Origin of the sequence: Nocardia sp. 852002-51101_SCH5132738, assembly GCF_001665695.1 — a bacterium.
Classification (GTDB): Bacteria; Actinomycetota; Actinomycetes; order Mycobacteriales; family Mycobacteriaceae; genus Nocardia; species Nocardia nova.
This window is the reverse complement of sequence record NZ_LZML01000005.1, coordinates 22,599-36,525: the sequence shown is the minus strand read 5'-3', so window position 1 is coordinate 36,525 and position 13,927 is coordinate 22,599. Positions and strand designations below refer to the sequence as shown.

Below are 13,927 nucleotides of genomic sequence, written 5' to 3'. Positions count from 1 at the left end.
AATCTCTCCTTCAACCGCCCGTCCGAGGGCATCTGATCACAGATCGCCCGGACTTACACGGTTGCCATGACACCCCCGGTGCGCTCACCGCTGCTGCAACTGCGGCTGCTGGCCCGGCGCGGATTCTCCGCCGGTGCGGTCTCGATCACGATCCAATTCCTGGTCACCTTCGGGCTGTTCCTGATCAACGTGCAATACCTGCAGTTGATGCTCGGCTACAGCCCACTGGGCTCCGCACTCGCAGTCCTGCCCATGGGCGCCGGCGTGGTCGCCCTGTCGATATTCTCCCCGCGACTCGCCGCCCGCTACGGACTGCGTCTGCCCACCACGGCAGGATTCATCGCTCTCACCGCCGGACTACTGCTGATGAGCCGACAAACACCCGCCTCCGGCTATCCGGGAGTTCTCGTTCCACTGCTGGTCATCAGCTTCGGTCTCGGCCTGGCCGCCGCACCGGCCACCGCAGCCATCATCACCGAAACCGACACCGACCACCACGGCGTCGCCGCCGCCGTCAACGACGCCGCCCGCGAGATCGGCGCCGCCATCGGCATCGCCATCGCAGGCACCGTCCTCGCCGCCGGGTACCGGTCCACCATCACCCCCACCCTCGAACACGTCCCCGAACCCGCACGCACCCCGCTGGCCCACTCCCTCGCCGCCACAACACAACTCGCCGACCGAGTAGGACCCCGAGCACAACCACTACTCGAAGTTTCCCGCACCGCATTCCTCCACGGCCTCCACCTCACCGCCCTCACCCTCGCCGCCCTCACCCTCATCACCGCGATCGCTCTCACCGTCTGGGCGCCCGGACGACCCCATCGAACGGCCACAAACCACGACAACGCCTGAGCGGCAACGCTTCACGGCGATTCGCCACCACAGAATCCCTGCCACACGACCGAAAACCGGACGTACCAACTCCGGTGCCACCTACCCCTTCGGCACGAACTGACATGTCGCCCTTCAACACACCAGGCAGCCACCCGACCAGCAGGGTGTTCGGATTCGCTGATCCACGACCCAGGCCACGGTAGTGCGCCGCCGTTATCGCGGTAGCTGACGAATCGGGCCGATGTGTTCACTGCGCCGTCGGCATCGAATCATCCAGATCCCAGGTCTGCCCGCGCCCGTTCAGCGATCTCGTCGATGCTGGTGTCGTTCAGGAGCTTCTGGATCGCCGTGATCCCTACGGTCGCGACTCGGCGCCACTCGTCGTCGTCTGTGAGTGCACCCGGATGATCATCGAGGTAGCTTCGGACTACCGCCAAGGAGGAGCCGGGTTCGGCCTGCATGGCTGTCAGCGCGCGGTCGCGCCGGGCGAGGAGGGGACCCATCTCGCTGCCCACGATCCGCACTGCGGCTTCCGCGCGCAGATGCGATTGCATGAACTGCGGAAGTTTGTTCATTTCCGCTGCGATAGCGGCACGGTCCGGTGGATGGGCGTTCAATGCGGCACTGATTGTCGTCAGCTGGCCGTCGAGGTCCATGAAGGAAGTGACGTACTGCGTGTACACCTCACGACGATCCTTCCGCACCGCCTGAGCTGCGGTGAAGTTCTCCTGTCGGCTCATCTCGGAGTTGCTCACACTGGTGGATGCCCACGCTGATATCCCAGCCGAGATCACAGCGGCAGCGACCGCGGTGACCAGTGCATATCGTCCGCTTCGTGTCGCGATCCGTAGATCGCGCTGAAGTGCTGCCAAGTCGAACGAGGACGCTGGGACCGAAGGTTCGGCCGGACCGGCGGATTCTGGAGGAATCCTCGGTGTAGGGGTCTCGTCTTCCATGAGCTCAAATTACGTAGGAGCCGGCCCTCGAAGAACCAGACGCGCACGAGAGTGATCAGCTTTTTTCGATGGCCCCCCGGACGTCGCTGAGGAGTTCAGCGACGTGCTTGCCGGTGGCTTCGGTGAGCATTTCGAGTTCGGGCCCATGCCGACGGAATCGGCGATCTGGGCCGTCGGCGGCCGGGCCGGAGCTTTTGGCTGAGTCACAGCACTCGCCGGGCGCCGATAGCATTCGGAGGCGGCCGCCATCGCCTGATTTCGCAGAGGAGCTCTCCATGTCACAGCCACCGCGTGGCGACCAGCATCCCGTTGTGGTCGACTTCCGGGCCAAGCGGAGAGACAACTGGCAGCTGCGGGTGGCCGACTGGATCACGCGGTTCGCCGGGTCGATGCCGTTCGTCTATCTCCACGCGGCGGGGTTCGCCGGTTGGATGCTTCTCTGTGAGGACAGCCCGTGGCCGACACTGACGCTCGTGGTGTCGCTGGAGGCGATCTTCTTGTCGACGTTCGTCATGATCGGGCAGAATCGCGCGGCGGAGTTCCAGCAGCTGAAAGCCGACCACGACTTCGCCGAGGAAGAGCTGGAACTCAAGACCAATACCGAACTCACCCGTGCGATTCACGAGATGACCACCGAGTTGCATCGCAGGATCATCATCGACGAGAAGGTATCCGGCGGCGCCGAGAAGCCTTGATACCGCAGCCGTCTTGCGTGAGGCTGCGCTGACCTGATCGTTCGCTGATCAGTGTGCCGGTGCTCTGGTGTGAGTGTGCTGGGTGAGGAACAGGGCCGCGCGGTCTAGCGCCTCGTCCGCCTCGTCGAGCATGCCCGCGAAGGCCTGGAACACGTGCGGCACGTCGGCGGTGACGTCCAGGATGACGTCCACTCCCGCCGCCCGCGCCCGCGCGGCGAGGCGGGTCGAGTCGTCGAGCAGGATCTCGTTGGTGCCGACCTGGATCAGCATCGGGGGAAAGCCGGTGAGGTCGGCGAGGACCGCGGGGCTGAGCAGGGGTTGATGCGGGTCGGCGCCGGCGAGGTACATAGCTCCGGTGTGTTCGACGGCCTGCCGGGTGAAGATCGGGTCGACGTCTTCCTTGGTGCGCATGCTGTCGCCGGTGCGGGTGGCGTCGAGGCCGGGGGAGAACGCGACGATGGCGGCGGGCAGCGGCAGGCCCGCGTCGCGGGCGGCCAGACAGGTGGTGACAGTGAGGCCGCCGCCTGCCGAGTCCCCGGCGAAAGCGATGGTCGAAGGATCTATTCCGGTGTCGAGCAGGGCACGGTAGGCGGCGAGGGTGTCCTCGATCGCGGCCGGGAACGGGTGCTCGGGTGCGAGCCGATAGTCCAGGGAGTAGGACGCGAAGCCGGTCTTGGCCACGAGATGTCCGGTCAGCGACAGCGCGGTCTCCGGGGAGCCGAAGACGAAGCCGCCGCCGTGGAAGTACAGGATCGTCGCGGCGCCGGGCTCGTCGTCCGGCTCGACCCGCAGTGCGGGTCGGTTGCCGAGCGTCGTCGGCGCGGTGTGGATGTCGGCCGGGACGATCATCCGGGCCATCAGCGTCGCGAAGCCGGTGCGCAGCGCCTCGACGGACCGGGGGCCCGCGGGCCGCGGCTGCCGCAGCATCGCGTCGACGAGGGCCCGCTGTTGCTCACTCATGGTTGTGCTCCTCCCGGAAGTAGATTCCGATACACTATATGCCGTGGAATATAAACCGAGCGGTGACGTCGACCTCACACGCTTCTTCGCCGACTTGGTGCGGTGCGAGACGCGTCTGTACAACGCCCTCAACGACCGTCTGCGCGAGCGGCACGGGATCGTCACCTCACAGTTCGAGTTCCTGCGCTTCCTGCGTGATCGCCCGGGATCGCGCGTGGCCGACCTCGCCGCCGAATTCGCCATCGGAGTCGGTGCCACCAGCAAGGGCGTCGACCGTCTGGAGGCACGGGGATGGGTTGTGCGGCAACCGAATCCGTCCGATCGCCGGTCCTCGCTGCTGGCACTGACCGCCGACGGCGCGCGGCTGTTCGACGCGGCGGAGCAGACGGTCGCGGCCGGCCTCGCCGAGCTGATCGGCGACATTGTCGACGGTTCCCCCGACGCCGTCCGCGCCATCGCGGAACTACGGGTTACGTTGGAGCGCAACCAGATCGGCACGCCCACCGGTTGATCGACATCACCCTCGACGGCAATGCCGCGCCCGCGGCACCCCCGCAGCGTGCGTCAGCGGCAGGTGGCGGAGTGGGAATTTCCGCCGATCTGGGAGATGAGGCCGCGGGGGAGCAGCACGCCGTAGAGGGAGATGTCGAGGCTGCAGATGAAGCCGTTGCCGTAGGTGCCGTCGCTGCTGAATTTTCCTATGTCGGCGAAGATGTTCTGTGCGTCCACCGCGGTGCGGTCGAGTCCGGCGCCGTTGGCCAGCAGGACGGCGAGGGCGTTGGTGGTCGCATTTTGTGCGGCAGTGATCTTCGGCTCGACCTGGGTGAACATGCCGGCCATGGCGGAGGTGGTCTTCGCGATCCGGGTGGTGCTGGTTTGCAGGGCCTGGCCTTGGTCGTAGAGGCCGCCGATCAGCGCGCGGGTCTGGGTGACCAGTGTTTCGAACTCACCGCCGCGTGCGGCCAGTCGTTGCATGACCGTGGACAGTTGGGTGATCACGTCGGCGAGGATGACGTCGCGTCGCTGCCAATCGCCGGCGAGGGCGACTGCCTGGGTGATGAAGCTGCTCAGCGATACGCCGTCGCCCTGCAAGGCCTGGATCAAGGTGTTGGAGAGGTCGTTGACCTGCTGTGTGTTCAGGGTGTCGAACAGTGGCTGGAAACCGTTGAGCAGACCGGAGATATCGAAGGACGGCTCGGTCTGCTCGAGCGGTATCGAACCGTTGTCGGGAAGCGGGGCGGAGTTGCCCTTGGTGCCGGGTTCGAGCGCCACATACCGTTGGCCGAGCAGATTCTGGTAGCGCACCAATGCCCTGGTCTCGCCGAAGACGGTCTGCCCGCGCTGGAGGATGAATGTGACTGTGGCGTGGTTGTTTCGGTCGAGCGCGATCGTGACGACCTTGCCGACTCGCACACCGGCGACGCGGACGTCGTCGCCGGCCTGTAGTCCGAGGACGTCACCGAAGGTCGCCGAATAGGTGTTGGTGGGGCCGGAGACGGTGCGGGCGAGCGTATTCCAGATCGTCGTGGTCACCAGGACCGCGACGACGGCGAACACGCCGAAACCCGTCAACGGCCTGGACAGGCCCCCGCCCCGGCCGCCCATTACGCCTTGTTCCCGAATCGGGACAGCACGGCGGGGATCTTCGACGCGGCCATCAGTGCCCGGAACTGCCAGCTGTCGTCTCGGGGCAGAATGCCGCCGCGCTGGGTGGCGTCGAGGAAGTCGTAGAGGGTCTCGCCTTCCACCATGAGTCCGTCGGTGTTGAAGTGGTAGCGGTCGACCGCTGGGCACTGGATGAAACGCCCGTTGCCGTAGATGACCGGCGCCGACTCGTCGTAGGGGTACAGCCGCAGCGGCCCGGTCCAGTGTCCGCTACCGATGTACCGGATGACGGTGCGCACGGTTCCTTCCGGTGTCACATCCAGATAGACCTGATCGGGGAGCGGGTCGTAGCGCCAGTCGGGGATGGCGTCGAAGAAGGCGAAGTTGTATTCGACGAATTCGTCGATGCCGACGATGGTGCGTCCGAAGGTTGTGACGTCGGTGTAGCGGATGTCGGGCGCGTAGAGCTCGTCGTTGATGCTCATATCCCGCACCAGGAAGCTCCACCAGTACTTCTTCGCCCACTCCATCAGCCAGCTGACGTCGACGCCGAAGCCTTTGTAGAGCTCGAGTTTGCGCTCGAAGTCCTCGAACCACTGCAGGGTGGTGGCTTGTAGCTCGGCTTCGGGAATCGCCCGGATCGGTACTGCCCGATTGGAATTGAGGAATTCCGGAACCGGCTTCGACAACCGCGGCTGCCGCAGAGCCTGCTGAAACTGTTCCTCGTTGAACATGAACACCCTTTCACCACGACAAATGCACCGCCGCTTCCTGTGAGCGGGGGCGGGTACCACCAGGAATCTCGGTACCGCGATGAACGACGAATCGCTCACGGCGTTGCGATCCCGAGCCGGTCAAGGTGAATCATATGATTCATGTAGAATCACATGATGTCAATACGTGTCCGCGGCGGATGCGAGGATGGTTCGGTGAGTGCTCCCAAACTCTGGCGCGGCCAGACGCTGCAGGACCGTTCGGGCGAACGTCGCGAGCAATTGCTCGACTGCGCTTTCGACCTGCTCGGCACAGCAGGCGCCGGCGCGGTCACCATGCGCGCGGTCACTCGGCAGGCGAATTTGAGCCCTCGCTACTTCTACGAGAGTTTCGACAGTCGCGAATCGCTCGTCGCCGCCGTCTACGATCGCGTCGAAGGCGAACTGCGGCAAAGACTTTCGGCAATCACGCCCGGTACCGATCCGCAGGCGGCGATCCGGGCGGCGCTGGAAGCGTGCGCCGATTTCTTCGAGGAGGATCCACGCCGGGCGCGGGTATTGCTGCGGGAGCCGCTGGCCGACGACATGCTGCGTCGGCACATCACCGAGCGCACACCCGAGGCGGTGCGGGCGGTGGCGCCGCTTCTCGGCAGTGGCGCCGAGGCACTGTTCGCCAGTAGCGACGCCGCCCTCGCCACCATCGGCACCGCGTTGGCCGGCGCGCTGACGGCTGTGTACCTGGAATGGATCGACGCGCACCTGACGATCGACAGAGACCGGCTCGTCGATGTCAGTGTCGGCATCGTGACCGCGTTGCTCGGCGTCGGCCTCGGAAGCTGACCGACCGCACGCCTTGTCCTTCGGGATCGGCTGCGCATGCCGGCCGTGATTACCGGCTTCGGGCGCGCCTGCCCCGTGTTAGCTTCTTGGCCGTGAGCTTCGAACCGGCCGATGGTATCGAGCTGCGCCCGTCCGATTCCGCCTATGTCGAGCTGGTCTATCGGGCCGGGCCGGTCGCCGGGGCGGTACCGGCGCGGATGCGGTCCGTCGCGAATTCGAACTGGGAGCTGGTCGTGTGGCGCGACGGTGGGCAGACGCACGTTTCGGTCCGCGGACCCGAGACCGGCCCCACGGTGGTGGAACTGGGGCCGGGTACCGGGGAAACGCTCGGAATCATCTTCCGGCACGGCGCGTTTCTCGCGCCGATGCCGGTGCCGGGGCTGGTCGACACCGCGGTGTCGAGTCCGCACACCACGGCCCGCTCGTTCGTGCTGCAGGGCGAGGAATGGGAGATCCCGTCCTACGACAATGCCGACGTTTTTTTCGACCGCCTGGTTCGCGCCGGACTGCTGGTGCGTGATCCGCTGGTCACCGATGTGTTGCGCGGTGATGGCACCACTTTGGTCACTCCGCGATCGGTGCAGCGGCGGGTGGCCGCGGCGACCGGGCTGACGCAGGGTGCGATCCGGCAGATCGAGCGGGCGAGGCAGGCCGTGCTGCTGCTGCGGCAAGGGGTGCCGGCGGTCGAAGTCGCACAGCGGGCGGGGTATCACGACCAGCCACACCTGGCGCGTTCGCTGACGCGGTTCACCGGCCGCACGGCGTCCCAGCTGCGGCGCGCCGACGACGAGGAGATGCTGTCGCTCCTGTACAAGACCGAGGTCGAGGTGCGCCCCTAAATTGTGCGGTGACGCCGGAAGCCCGGCACCCGAACACTTTTGGAGGCACGTCATGGCATTCACGCAGATCTACGTCAACCTGCCGGTCACCGACCTGGAGACGAGCAAGAAGATGTACACGGCGATGGGAGGAACGATCAACCCGGACTTCACCGGAGACACCTCCGCCCAGGTGGTCTTCGCCGACGCGGTCGTGGTGCAGCTGATGACGCGCGAGACATTCGCGACCTTCACCAAGCGAGACATCGCGGACGGTCCGATCGAGGTGATCAACGCGCTGGCCGTCGGGTCGCGTGAAGAAGTGGACCGCCTCGCCGACGCGGCGCTGGCCGCGGGTGCCACCGAACCGCGGGAGGCCCAGGACATGGGCTGGCTGTACAACCGGGCGATCGACGACCCGGACGGTCACTGCTGGGAACTGCTGGCCTACGATCCCGCCGCCATGGGCGACGGCAGTGCGACCGCCCAGGGGTGACGTCGGCGGCGGTCAGGCCCGGTCCGGAGATCGCGCACCGCTAACTTGTGCAACCGTGTGGTGATGCGCGTGAGCTGGGTGAACTACGGCATCCGGATGTCGTTGTGCTGGGGCCCGATTCGTCCCTGGTCGCAGATCTGGCCCGAACTGATGACGCTGCGCATCGACCACGGCGCCTGATCACCCGGCGCGTGCCGGCTCAGGCGGAGCGGCGTGGCTGTTCCGCCTGAGCCGGGAACTCCGATGCGGCTGTCAACGGGGTACCGGCGGCGCGGGCGATGAGTGCCGAACGCAGATACCACAGACCTTGGCTGCGGGAAGGGTCGAAACCCGTCAATTGACCGATTCGCCGGAGCCGGTAATCGATGGTGTTCGGATGGATATTCAATTGCCGTGCGGTACGCCGCCGATTCATATCGGTCTGGAAGAACACGTGCAGCGTTCGCAGAAGTTCGGGGTGATCGTCGAGCGGGGCGATGCGATTTTCCAATATTCGGCGGCCGATTCCGGGGCGGGTCAATTGATATTGCAGCGCCAGGTCGTCGAATTTGTGTAGTCCGGAGCCGATTCCGAGGGATTCGGTGGTGTCGAGAAGTTCATGAGTTCGCCGCGCGGCGGCGGGGATGGCCTCGGTGGCGCATCGGGTCACGACCGCGGTGACCGGCGCGGCGGCATAGTCGGCCACCACCTCGACGGCGCGGGCGAGTTCGGGTTCGGTGCAGACGCCGGAGGGCAGCAGGACGGTCCCGCCGTCCACCGACAGCATCGCCAGAGCGCGGTCCTGGAATTGGCGGGTCAGCGCCGATTGGATGCGGCGCAGCTTGCGGCCGGCGACCACGTGCCGATCGAGACCCGGGCGGTTCTCGTCCGGATGCGGGGCCACCCGGACGGCGAGCACGTAGTACTCGTCGGCGATCGGAATGCCGCATTCCCGCGCCACTTTCGAGCTCGCGTGCCCGGCGAGCAGCGCCGAGGTGAGCGTGTGCACGGCGGTGTGGTGGTCGCCGGAGGCGGCTTTCAGTTCGCGCACGTACGCCCTGCTGATGGCCCCGGTGCACAGGTCGGACAACTCCACCGCGGCCGTGGTCCACGCGATGACGCGGGCGCCGCTCGGCTCGCCCGAGCGCGGGACGACAACCTCGAGGGCTTCCGCGAACGCGACGTGCATCGCGTGCAGCACCTTCTCGACCGGCAGGTCGGCGCGAGCCCATCGAGCGGCCGCGACCTGCAAGAACGTCGCCGGGTCGGCCGTTGCGGGCGCGCTGCCGCGTTCGCTCGCCCACCGCATGCACACGCGGATCACGGCCTTCACGTCCCCGTCGAGCAGTGGGCGAGGCAGTGCGGTGAAGGGATGAATCTTCGTGCGCAGATGCGACAGCAGGAGATCGGCCAGGCGTTCGGTGTCATCGGCGGTGATGAGCCCGGTGCTCGAGGCGTGCGCGATCGAAGTTTCCGGCGCTGATCGGATCGTCACGGGTGACCTCCTCGTCACGACTGCGGGTGGTGTCCGGCCGCCGACATGTTGCCGCCGGTCCAGGAATCGAAGATTAATGCGAGTCCTCGCTCACCTTCTACTCGGATTCGCGGACCGTGCTGCTGGTATATGACAGCGCTCTGAAGTGCGAAAATGCTCGTACTGCGGGCGAATTCGAGAGTGCGGAACGCGCATAACTGTCCCACTGCTCACTTTTGGCACGAAGCTCGCGTCCGGGCCTCCCCGGCCTTGCTGGCACCCCCGGCCTCCCTGGCGTCCCGGCGTCCGGCCTCCCGGCGTCCAGTTGTCCCGGGTGCCCAGTTGTCCCGGCGGGCCGTGGTCGGTGCAGGCCTCGTGCCCGCTCCGAATCACGTGGCCGGCCGCGTCGCGCCGGAATCGGTACCAGGCCACCGGCATCGATCGCCACCCCGCGCGAAATGCGTTCGGGGGTGGCCGATCCCGCGACCGCTGCGAGATCGGTGGCCTCGGCGGCGGGCAGGGTGGTCGGTGCCGGCACGGAGTGCAGAGACGCGGTGAGTGATCCGAGCCGTCCGAAGCACGATCGAATCTCACTTCCGGTGTCGAGTCGCAGCTGTGACCGCGCCGGAAAGAATGCACGTCCGACCCGTGAGCATCGAATTCCCGCAAGCCCTCGCATATCCCTCGCGCCATATCCCCGGCCCCGAACGAATCGACTGTGTGGATTCATGGCGGTCCCTGAATGGTTTCGTGAACCCATGAAGACATCACCACAACCGTCGCCGCGCGCTCGATTGTCTCCGTAGCGTTTGCTCGCGAATTCCGGAAACGTCGATCGGCGACTTTCCGGGCAGCGAATTCGACGATGTCAGGAACACCATGAAGAAAAGTATTCGCCGCAGTTGTACGAGTGCGGCCATTGTCGCGGCGGCCGCCGCGCTCACCGTGGGGCTGACCGGCGTCGGCGCCGGCGCCGACCCGGTCGGTGATCAACAGCAGGAGCAGCAGCTCGCGGAGATGATCACGCACGGGTTGAAGAATCCGTCCGCCCACGCGATCGCCGACAGCGGCAGCTCGGGCACCGGTTCGGCGTGCACCTCGGGCAGTGGCGCGGGCTCGGGCAACGGTTCCGGTGACTGCTACGGCGGTTCCGGTTCGAGTTCGGGCTCGTCGGGTGGAACATCCAGCGACACAGTCGGTTACGGCCCGGCGCAGAGTTCGTTCCTGGCCGCCTTCGGCTACGGGCTGCTGAATCCGGATGTCGCGCCGCCGGGGACCAACGACTGGAACTGCAAACCGACTGCGGCGCATCCGGAGCCGGTGGTGCTGGTGCACGGGACGTGGGAGAACGCCTACGACAACTTCTCCTACATCAGCCAGCCGATCCACGACGCCGGCTACTGCGTGTTCACGTTCAACTACGGCAAGTCGAACCTGATCCAGGGTGGCGGTCTGGGGTCGGTGCTGCCGGGGACCAACGGCACCGGCTACATCCAGGATTCGTCGAAGCAGTTGGCGCAGTTCGTGGATCGCGTGCTGGCCGCGACCGGGTCGCAGAAGGTGAATCTGGTCGGCCACTCCCAGGGCGGTGCGATGTCGCGGTGGTATCTGAAGTTCGACGGTGGTGCGGCGAAGGTGCATCACATGATGACCTTCGGCGCCACCAACCACGGCACCTCACTGGACGGTATCGGCGCGCTGGGCCGGATGATCAACAACCTCGGCATCGACGTGCTGGGTCTGGTGGAGATCTTCGTCGGTCACGCCGGCATTCAGCAGACGATCGGCTCGGATTTCGTCAACCAGCTCAACGCCGGCGGCGACACCGTGCCGGGGGTGGACTACACGGTGGTCGGCAGCCGCTACGACGAGATCACCAACCCCTACGATCTGACGTTCCTGAAGCCCGGCCCGAGTGCGACGGTCGACAACATCACCCTGCAGGACGGATGTGAGCAGGACGTGTCGGATCACCTGACGATGATGTACTCGCCGCGGGTGTTGTCGATCATCCTGCATGCCCTCGACCCGGCCCAGACTCCGGCGCTGACCTGCAGCTTCAACCCGTGGCTGGTGGGTGGCGGCGGCAAACTGTGACCCACCGCAGCCGTCCCAGCGCGGCGGCCGTGCCCACCGGGTGGATCGACCACCACCCGGTGGGCATCTCGGCTCTCCAGGCCCGATACCGCGCGTCCGTGGCGACGTTCGGTGTCGACGACGAATTCGGAGGTGCCCATGCGCGATGTGCACTGCTACGCAATCGATTCCACACTCGGCCGGTTGTTCGGCCGCCACTTCTACGGTGTCCGGCTCCAGCCGCTCGAGGACGGATACGGCTGGGTCGTCTACGGGCATCCTCCGGCCAGGCGGATCGTCGCGGCACTCGTATGTGCGGCGCGGCAGCGCGGTTCGTTCGAGGAATTGCGCGATTGCTGCACCTATATGGATCTGTGTGACGGGATGGAACGCTGGTGGGTGACCGATCTGTCGGCCGACACCGACGGCTTCCTGTGCTGGTATGCCCGCGACCGAGGCTATCCCGGCGCGGTGCCGATCACGACGATCGTGCCGTGAACCGCCAGCGGGCGATATCGGCGCCGATGTCGGTCGCGGGTGGTTCGTGGTAGAGCCATTCGCGGGCGAGGCGATGCCAGTTGTTGGTGGTGTGCAGTTGTCCGAGTACGGCATAGGTGAACAGGTCCGCGCGGCGGGAGAACACGTGCTCGGGTGGCAGGCGCTGGTGGCGCATGCCGCGGAACTCGGCCGCGCGGGGGTCGACGGCGAGAACGACTGCGCTGGTGGCCAATTCGGGGGTGACGGTGATGTCCTCGTCGATCAGGTGCCAGCCGGTCGCTGCCCAGATGTAGCCGAGGCATTCCTCGGGCGTGACTCCGGCGTCGGGATCGACGATGCCCTGGGCGACCCAGGAGTGGTAGATGTGCTCGGCGCGGTATTCGCCTGCGGCGCGGATGATCTCGCGTTCGAGTTCGACGTCGGCGGGACTCATGGCGGTGTAGAGCCCGAAGTCGACGAAGGCGAGTCGTCCGTCCGGGGTGAGCAGGATGTTGCCCGGATGCGGGTCGCCGCAGAACTCGTGGTCGGTGAACAGGGAAGTGATGTAGAAGCGGTAGATCAGCTCACCGATGCGGGTGCGATCGGCGTCGGGCAGGGATCGCATGTGCTGAAACGGTTCGCCGTCGACCAGTTCGGTGACCAGAACATCGGGGCCGCAACACTGTTCGATGCTGTCGGGCACGCTGATGTAGGGATGGCCGCGGTAGCGGGTCGCGACGTGGTGCTGGGTGCGGGCCTCGCGGGGGTAGTCGAGTTCGCTGCCGATGTTGCGGGCGATTTCGGCGAGCACCTCTTCGTCGGCGGCGCTGGGCAGGACCGCCTTCCACAGGCGGCTGATCATCATGAGGTTGCGCATATCGGCTTCGACGGCTCGGTCGACGCCGGGATATTTGACCTTGACCGCGACGTCTCGCCCGTCGCGCAGTCGCGCGCGGTAGACCTGCCCGATGGAGGCGGCGGCGATCGGCGTTTCGTCGAAGTCGGCGAAGATCCGCGCCATCGGGCCGAGATCGTTCTCGATCACCGCGCGCATGGCGGAGAACGGGAAGGCCGGGGCCTGGTCGCGCAGTTGGGCGAGTTTGGTGCGGAACATCTCGCGTTGTTCTTCTGGGAGGAGGTCGAGGTCGAGCACCGACAGCATCTGCCCGAGCTTCATCGCCGCGCCCTTCATCCCGCCGAGCACGGTGACCAGTTGCTGGGCGGCCTGCATCGCCGAGCGTTCGCTCAAGCGCCGGCGCGCTTCTTCGGTGCGGCCCACCATCGACAGCCGGGTGCCGACCCCGCGCAGCGCCTGTCCCGCAGCGAGCCGGCCCATTTTGCTGCCGCGCGAGATACGGCCGTGGGGAACCCGGTTGCTCACTGCTAAACCTCCATCGGTTCGGACCTGCCGCTCACCGCGCCGGACCGAGTGGGGGCGAGGCGAGGCCAAGCTACCGGCCCGCCCGCGAGTGTTCGGCCGTTCGGATCCACTCGCGTGGATATCACGAAAACGCGCGGCCGACGTCGGAACAGCACACAGCCGCGACCGAGGCGGAGAAAAAAGAGGTTTGAGCTCTCGCGGCGGGGGTTGTATACGAATGTGATGTATGGCGGTGACGAGGAGATGAGTGTCTTGGTGGATGACAGCGGCTTGAGCGTCGAGGTCGACCGGACCGGCGGTGCGCTCGTCATATCGGCGTACGGCGATGTCGACGCGATGACGGCCGACCAGCTGCAGAGTGTGCTGGACCGGATGAGCGAGGCGTTCGAGGATGCCGACCAGGCCGCGCCGGTCATCGATCTGTCCGGAGTGGGTTTCCTGGGTTCGGCCGGTCTGAGCGTGCTGCACGCGGCCGCGACCACGGTCACTCCCCGGCGGTTGCGGGTGGTCGCGTCCGGGGCGGCCAAACGTGTCATCCAGGTCACCGGCCTGGATCGGATGGTCTCGGTATACGACGATCTGGCCAGCGCCGGCGTCACCGCTCGCTGAGCCGACAGCAG

General features: G+C 66.3%; 15 protein-coding genes. 9 read left to right on the top strand and 6 right to left on the bottom strand.

Annotated elements, in window-relative coordinates:
* The first annotated feature begins 66 nt into the window (after positions 1 to 66).
* Positions 67 to 855, top strand: a complete 789-nt coding sequence (locus tag A5789_RS01130; RefSeq protein ID WP_064906561.1) for an MFS transporter — start codon at positions 67 to 69, stop codon at positions 853 to 855.
* Between the two features lie 251 nt (positions 856 to 1,106).
* Here the strand turns inward: A5789_RS01130 and A5789_RS01125 are convergent, their stop codons facing one another.
* Positions 1,107 to 1,592: a hypothetical protein gene (locus tag A5789_RS01125; protein WP_155525856.1), complete on the bottom strand. Its 486-nt coding sequence runs from the start codon at positions 1,590 to 1,592 to the stop codon at positions 1,107 to 1,109.
* A gap of 476 nt (positions 1,593 to 2,068) precedes the next feature.
* On the opposite strand from A5789_RS01125, the gene A5789_RS01120 reads away from it, so the two are divergent.
* The gene (locus A5789_RS01120) at positions 2,069 to 2,488 is read left to right on the top strand and encodes a DUF1003 domain-containing protein (protein WP_063011972.1); all 420 of its coding nucleotides are present in this window, start codon (positions 2,069 to 2,071) and stop codon (positions 2,486 to 2,488) included.
* 48 nt (positions 2,489 to 2,536) lie between these two features.
* Here A5789_RS01120 and A5789_RS01115 read toward each other — a convergent pair whose 3' ends face one another.
* Entirely contained in the window at positions 2,537 to 3,448 is a 912-nt protein-coding gene (locus A5789_RS01115; RefSeq protein ID WP_064906564.1) for an alpha/beta hydrolase, read from the bottom strand.
* 43 nt (positions 3,449 to 3,491) lie between these two features.
* On the opposite strand from A5789_RS01115, the gene A5789_RS01110 reads away from it, so the two are divergent.
* Positions 3,492 to 3,959: a MarR family winged helix-turn-helix transcriptional regulator gene (locus A5789_RS01110; RefSeq protein ID WP_064906567.1), complete on the top strand. Its 468-nt coding sequence runs from the start codon at positions 3,492 to 3,494 to the stop codon at positions 3,957 to 3,959.
* 53 nt (positions 3,960 to 4,012) lie between these two features.
* Here the strand turns inward: A5789_RS01110 and A5789_RS01105 are convergent, their stop codons facing one another.
* A complete protein-coding gene (locus A5789_RS01105; RefSeq protein WP_321190265.1) occupies positions 4,013 to 5,005 on the bottom strand; it encodes an MCE family protein in 993 nt (330 codons plus the stop codon).
* Between the two features lie 47 nt (positions 5,006 to 5,052).
* A complete protein-coding gene (locus A5789_RS01100) occupies positions 5,053 to 5,787 on the bottom strand; it encodes a nuclear transport factor 2 family protein (protein ID WP_063011978.1) in 735 nt (244 codons plus the stop codon).
* Positions 5,788 to 5,982: 195 nt separating this feature from the next.
* Here A5789_RS01100 and A5789_RS01095 point away from each other — a divergent pair, with 195 nt between their 5' ends.
* From A5789_RS01095 to A5789_RS01085, 3 genes are all read left to right on the top strand, one after another.
* Positions 5,983 to 6,606, top strand: a complete 624-nt coding sequence (locus A5789_RS01095; protein WP_174554954.1) for a TetR/AcrR family transcriptional regulator — start codon at positions 5,983 to 5,985, stop codon at positions 6,604 to 6,606.
* 92 nt (positions 6,607 to 6,698) lie between these two features.
* Positions 6,699 to 7,445: a helix-turn-helix domain-containing protein gene (locus A5789_RS01090; protein ID WP_064906569.1), complete on the top strand. Its 747-nt coding sequence runs from the start codon at positions 6,699 to 6,701 to the stop codon at positions 7,443 to 7,445.
* A 52-nt stretch (positions 7,446 to 7,497) separates the two neighbouring features.
* The gene (locus A5789_RS01085) at positions 7,498 to 7,920 is read left to right on the top strand and encodes a VOC family protein (protein ID WP_064906570.1); all 423 of its coding nucleotides are present in this window, start codon (positions 7,498 to 7,500) and stop codon (positions 7,918 to 7,920) included.
* Between the two features lie 199 nt (positions 7,921 to 8,119).
* Here A5789_RS01085 and A5789_RS01080 read toward each other — a convergent pair whose 3' ends face one another.
* Positions 8,120 to 9,394 (bottom strand): CdaR family transcriptional regulator, encoded by a 1,275-nt coding sequence (locus A5789_RS01080; RefSeq protein ID WP_227463078.1) that lies wholly within the window; start codon positions 9,392 to 9,394, stop codon positions 8,120 to 8,122.
* Between the two features lie 858 nt (positions 9,395 to 10,252).
* On the opposite strand from A5789_RS01080, the gene A5789_RS01075 reads away from it, so the two are divergent.
* Together A5789_RS01075 and A5789_RS01070 are read left to right on the top strand one after the other, a co-directional pair.
* Positions 10,253 to 11,470 carry a triacylglycerol lipase gene (locus A5789_RS01075; protein WP_064923363.1) on the top strand — a complete coding sequence of 406 codons (1,218 nt, stop codon included), beginning with the start codon at positions 10,253 to 10,255 and terminating at the stop codon, positions 11,468 to 11,470.
* A gap of 138 nt (positions 11,471 to 11,608) precedes the next feature.
* Positions 11,609 to 11,947, top strand: a complete 339-nt coding sequence (locus A5789_RS01070; protein ID WP_063011987.1) for a hypothetical protein — start codon at positions 11,609 to 11,611, stop codon at positions 11,945 to 11,947.
* Here A5789_RS01070 and A5789_RS01065 read toward each other — a convergent pair.
* Positions 11,928 to 13,307: an AarF/ABC1/UbiB kinase family protein gene (locus A5789_RS01065; RefSeq protein WP_063011988.1), complete on the bottom strand. Its 1,380-nt coding sequence runs from the start codon at positions 13,305 to 13,307 to the stop codon at positions 11,928 to 11,930. The two genes, A5789_RS01070 and A5789_RS01065, sit on opposite strands and share 20 nt — an antisense overlap.
* 243 nt (positions 13,308 to 13,550) lie before the next feature.
* Here A5789_RS01065 and A5789_RS01060 point away from each other — a divergent pair, with 243 nt between their 5' ends.
* Positions 13,551 to 13,916 carry an STAS domain-containing protein gene (locus A5789_RS01060; protein WP_063909364.1) on the top strand — a complete coding sequence of 122 codons (366 nt, stop codon included), beginning with the start codon at positions 13,551 to 13,553 and terminating at the stop codon, positions 13,914 to 13,916.
* Positions 13,917 to 13,927: the final 11 nt, after the last annotated feature.

What these genes read in the sequence shown, in the direction of transcription:
- A5789_RS01070 (WP_063011987.1), top strand. Translation starts at nt 11,609, where the DNA reads ATGCGCGATGTGCACTGCTACGCAATCGATTCCACACTCGGCCGGTTG.
- A5789_RS01120 (WP_063011972.1), top strand. Translation starts at nt 2,069, where the DNA reads ATGTCACAGCCACCGCGTGGCGACCAGCATCCCGTTGTGGTCGACTTC.
- A5789_RS01060 (WP_063909364.1), top strand. Translation starts at nt 13,551, where the DNA reads ATGAGTGTCTTGGTGGATGACAGCGGCTTGAGCGTCGAGGTCGACCGG.
- A5789_RS01075 (WP_064923363.1), top strand. Translation starts at nt 10,253, where the DNA reads ATGAAGAAAAGTATTCGCCGCAGTTGTACGAGTGCGGCCATTGTCGCG.
- A5789_RS01115 (WP_064906564.1), bottom strand. Translation starts at nt 3,448, where the DNA reads ATGAGTGAGCAACAGCGGGCCCTCGTCGACGCGATGCTGCGGCAGCCG.
- A5789_RS01130 (WP_064906561.1), top strand. Translation starts at nt 67, where the DNA reads ATGACACCCCCGGTGCGCTCACCGCTGCTGCAACTGCGGCTGCTGGCC.
- A5789_RS01100 (WP_063011978.1), bottom strand. Translation starts at nt 5,787, where the DNA reads ATGTTCAACGAGGAACAGTTTCAGCAGGCTCTGCGGCAGCCGCGGTTG.
- A5789_RS01085 (WP_064906570.1), top strand. Translation starts at nt 7,498, where the DNA reads ATGGCATTCACGCAGATCTACGTCAACCTGCCGGTCACCGACCTGGAG.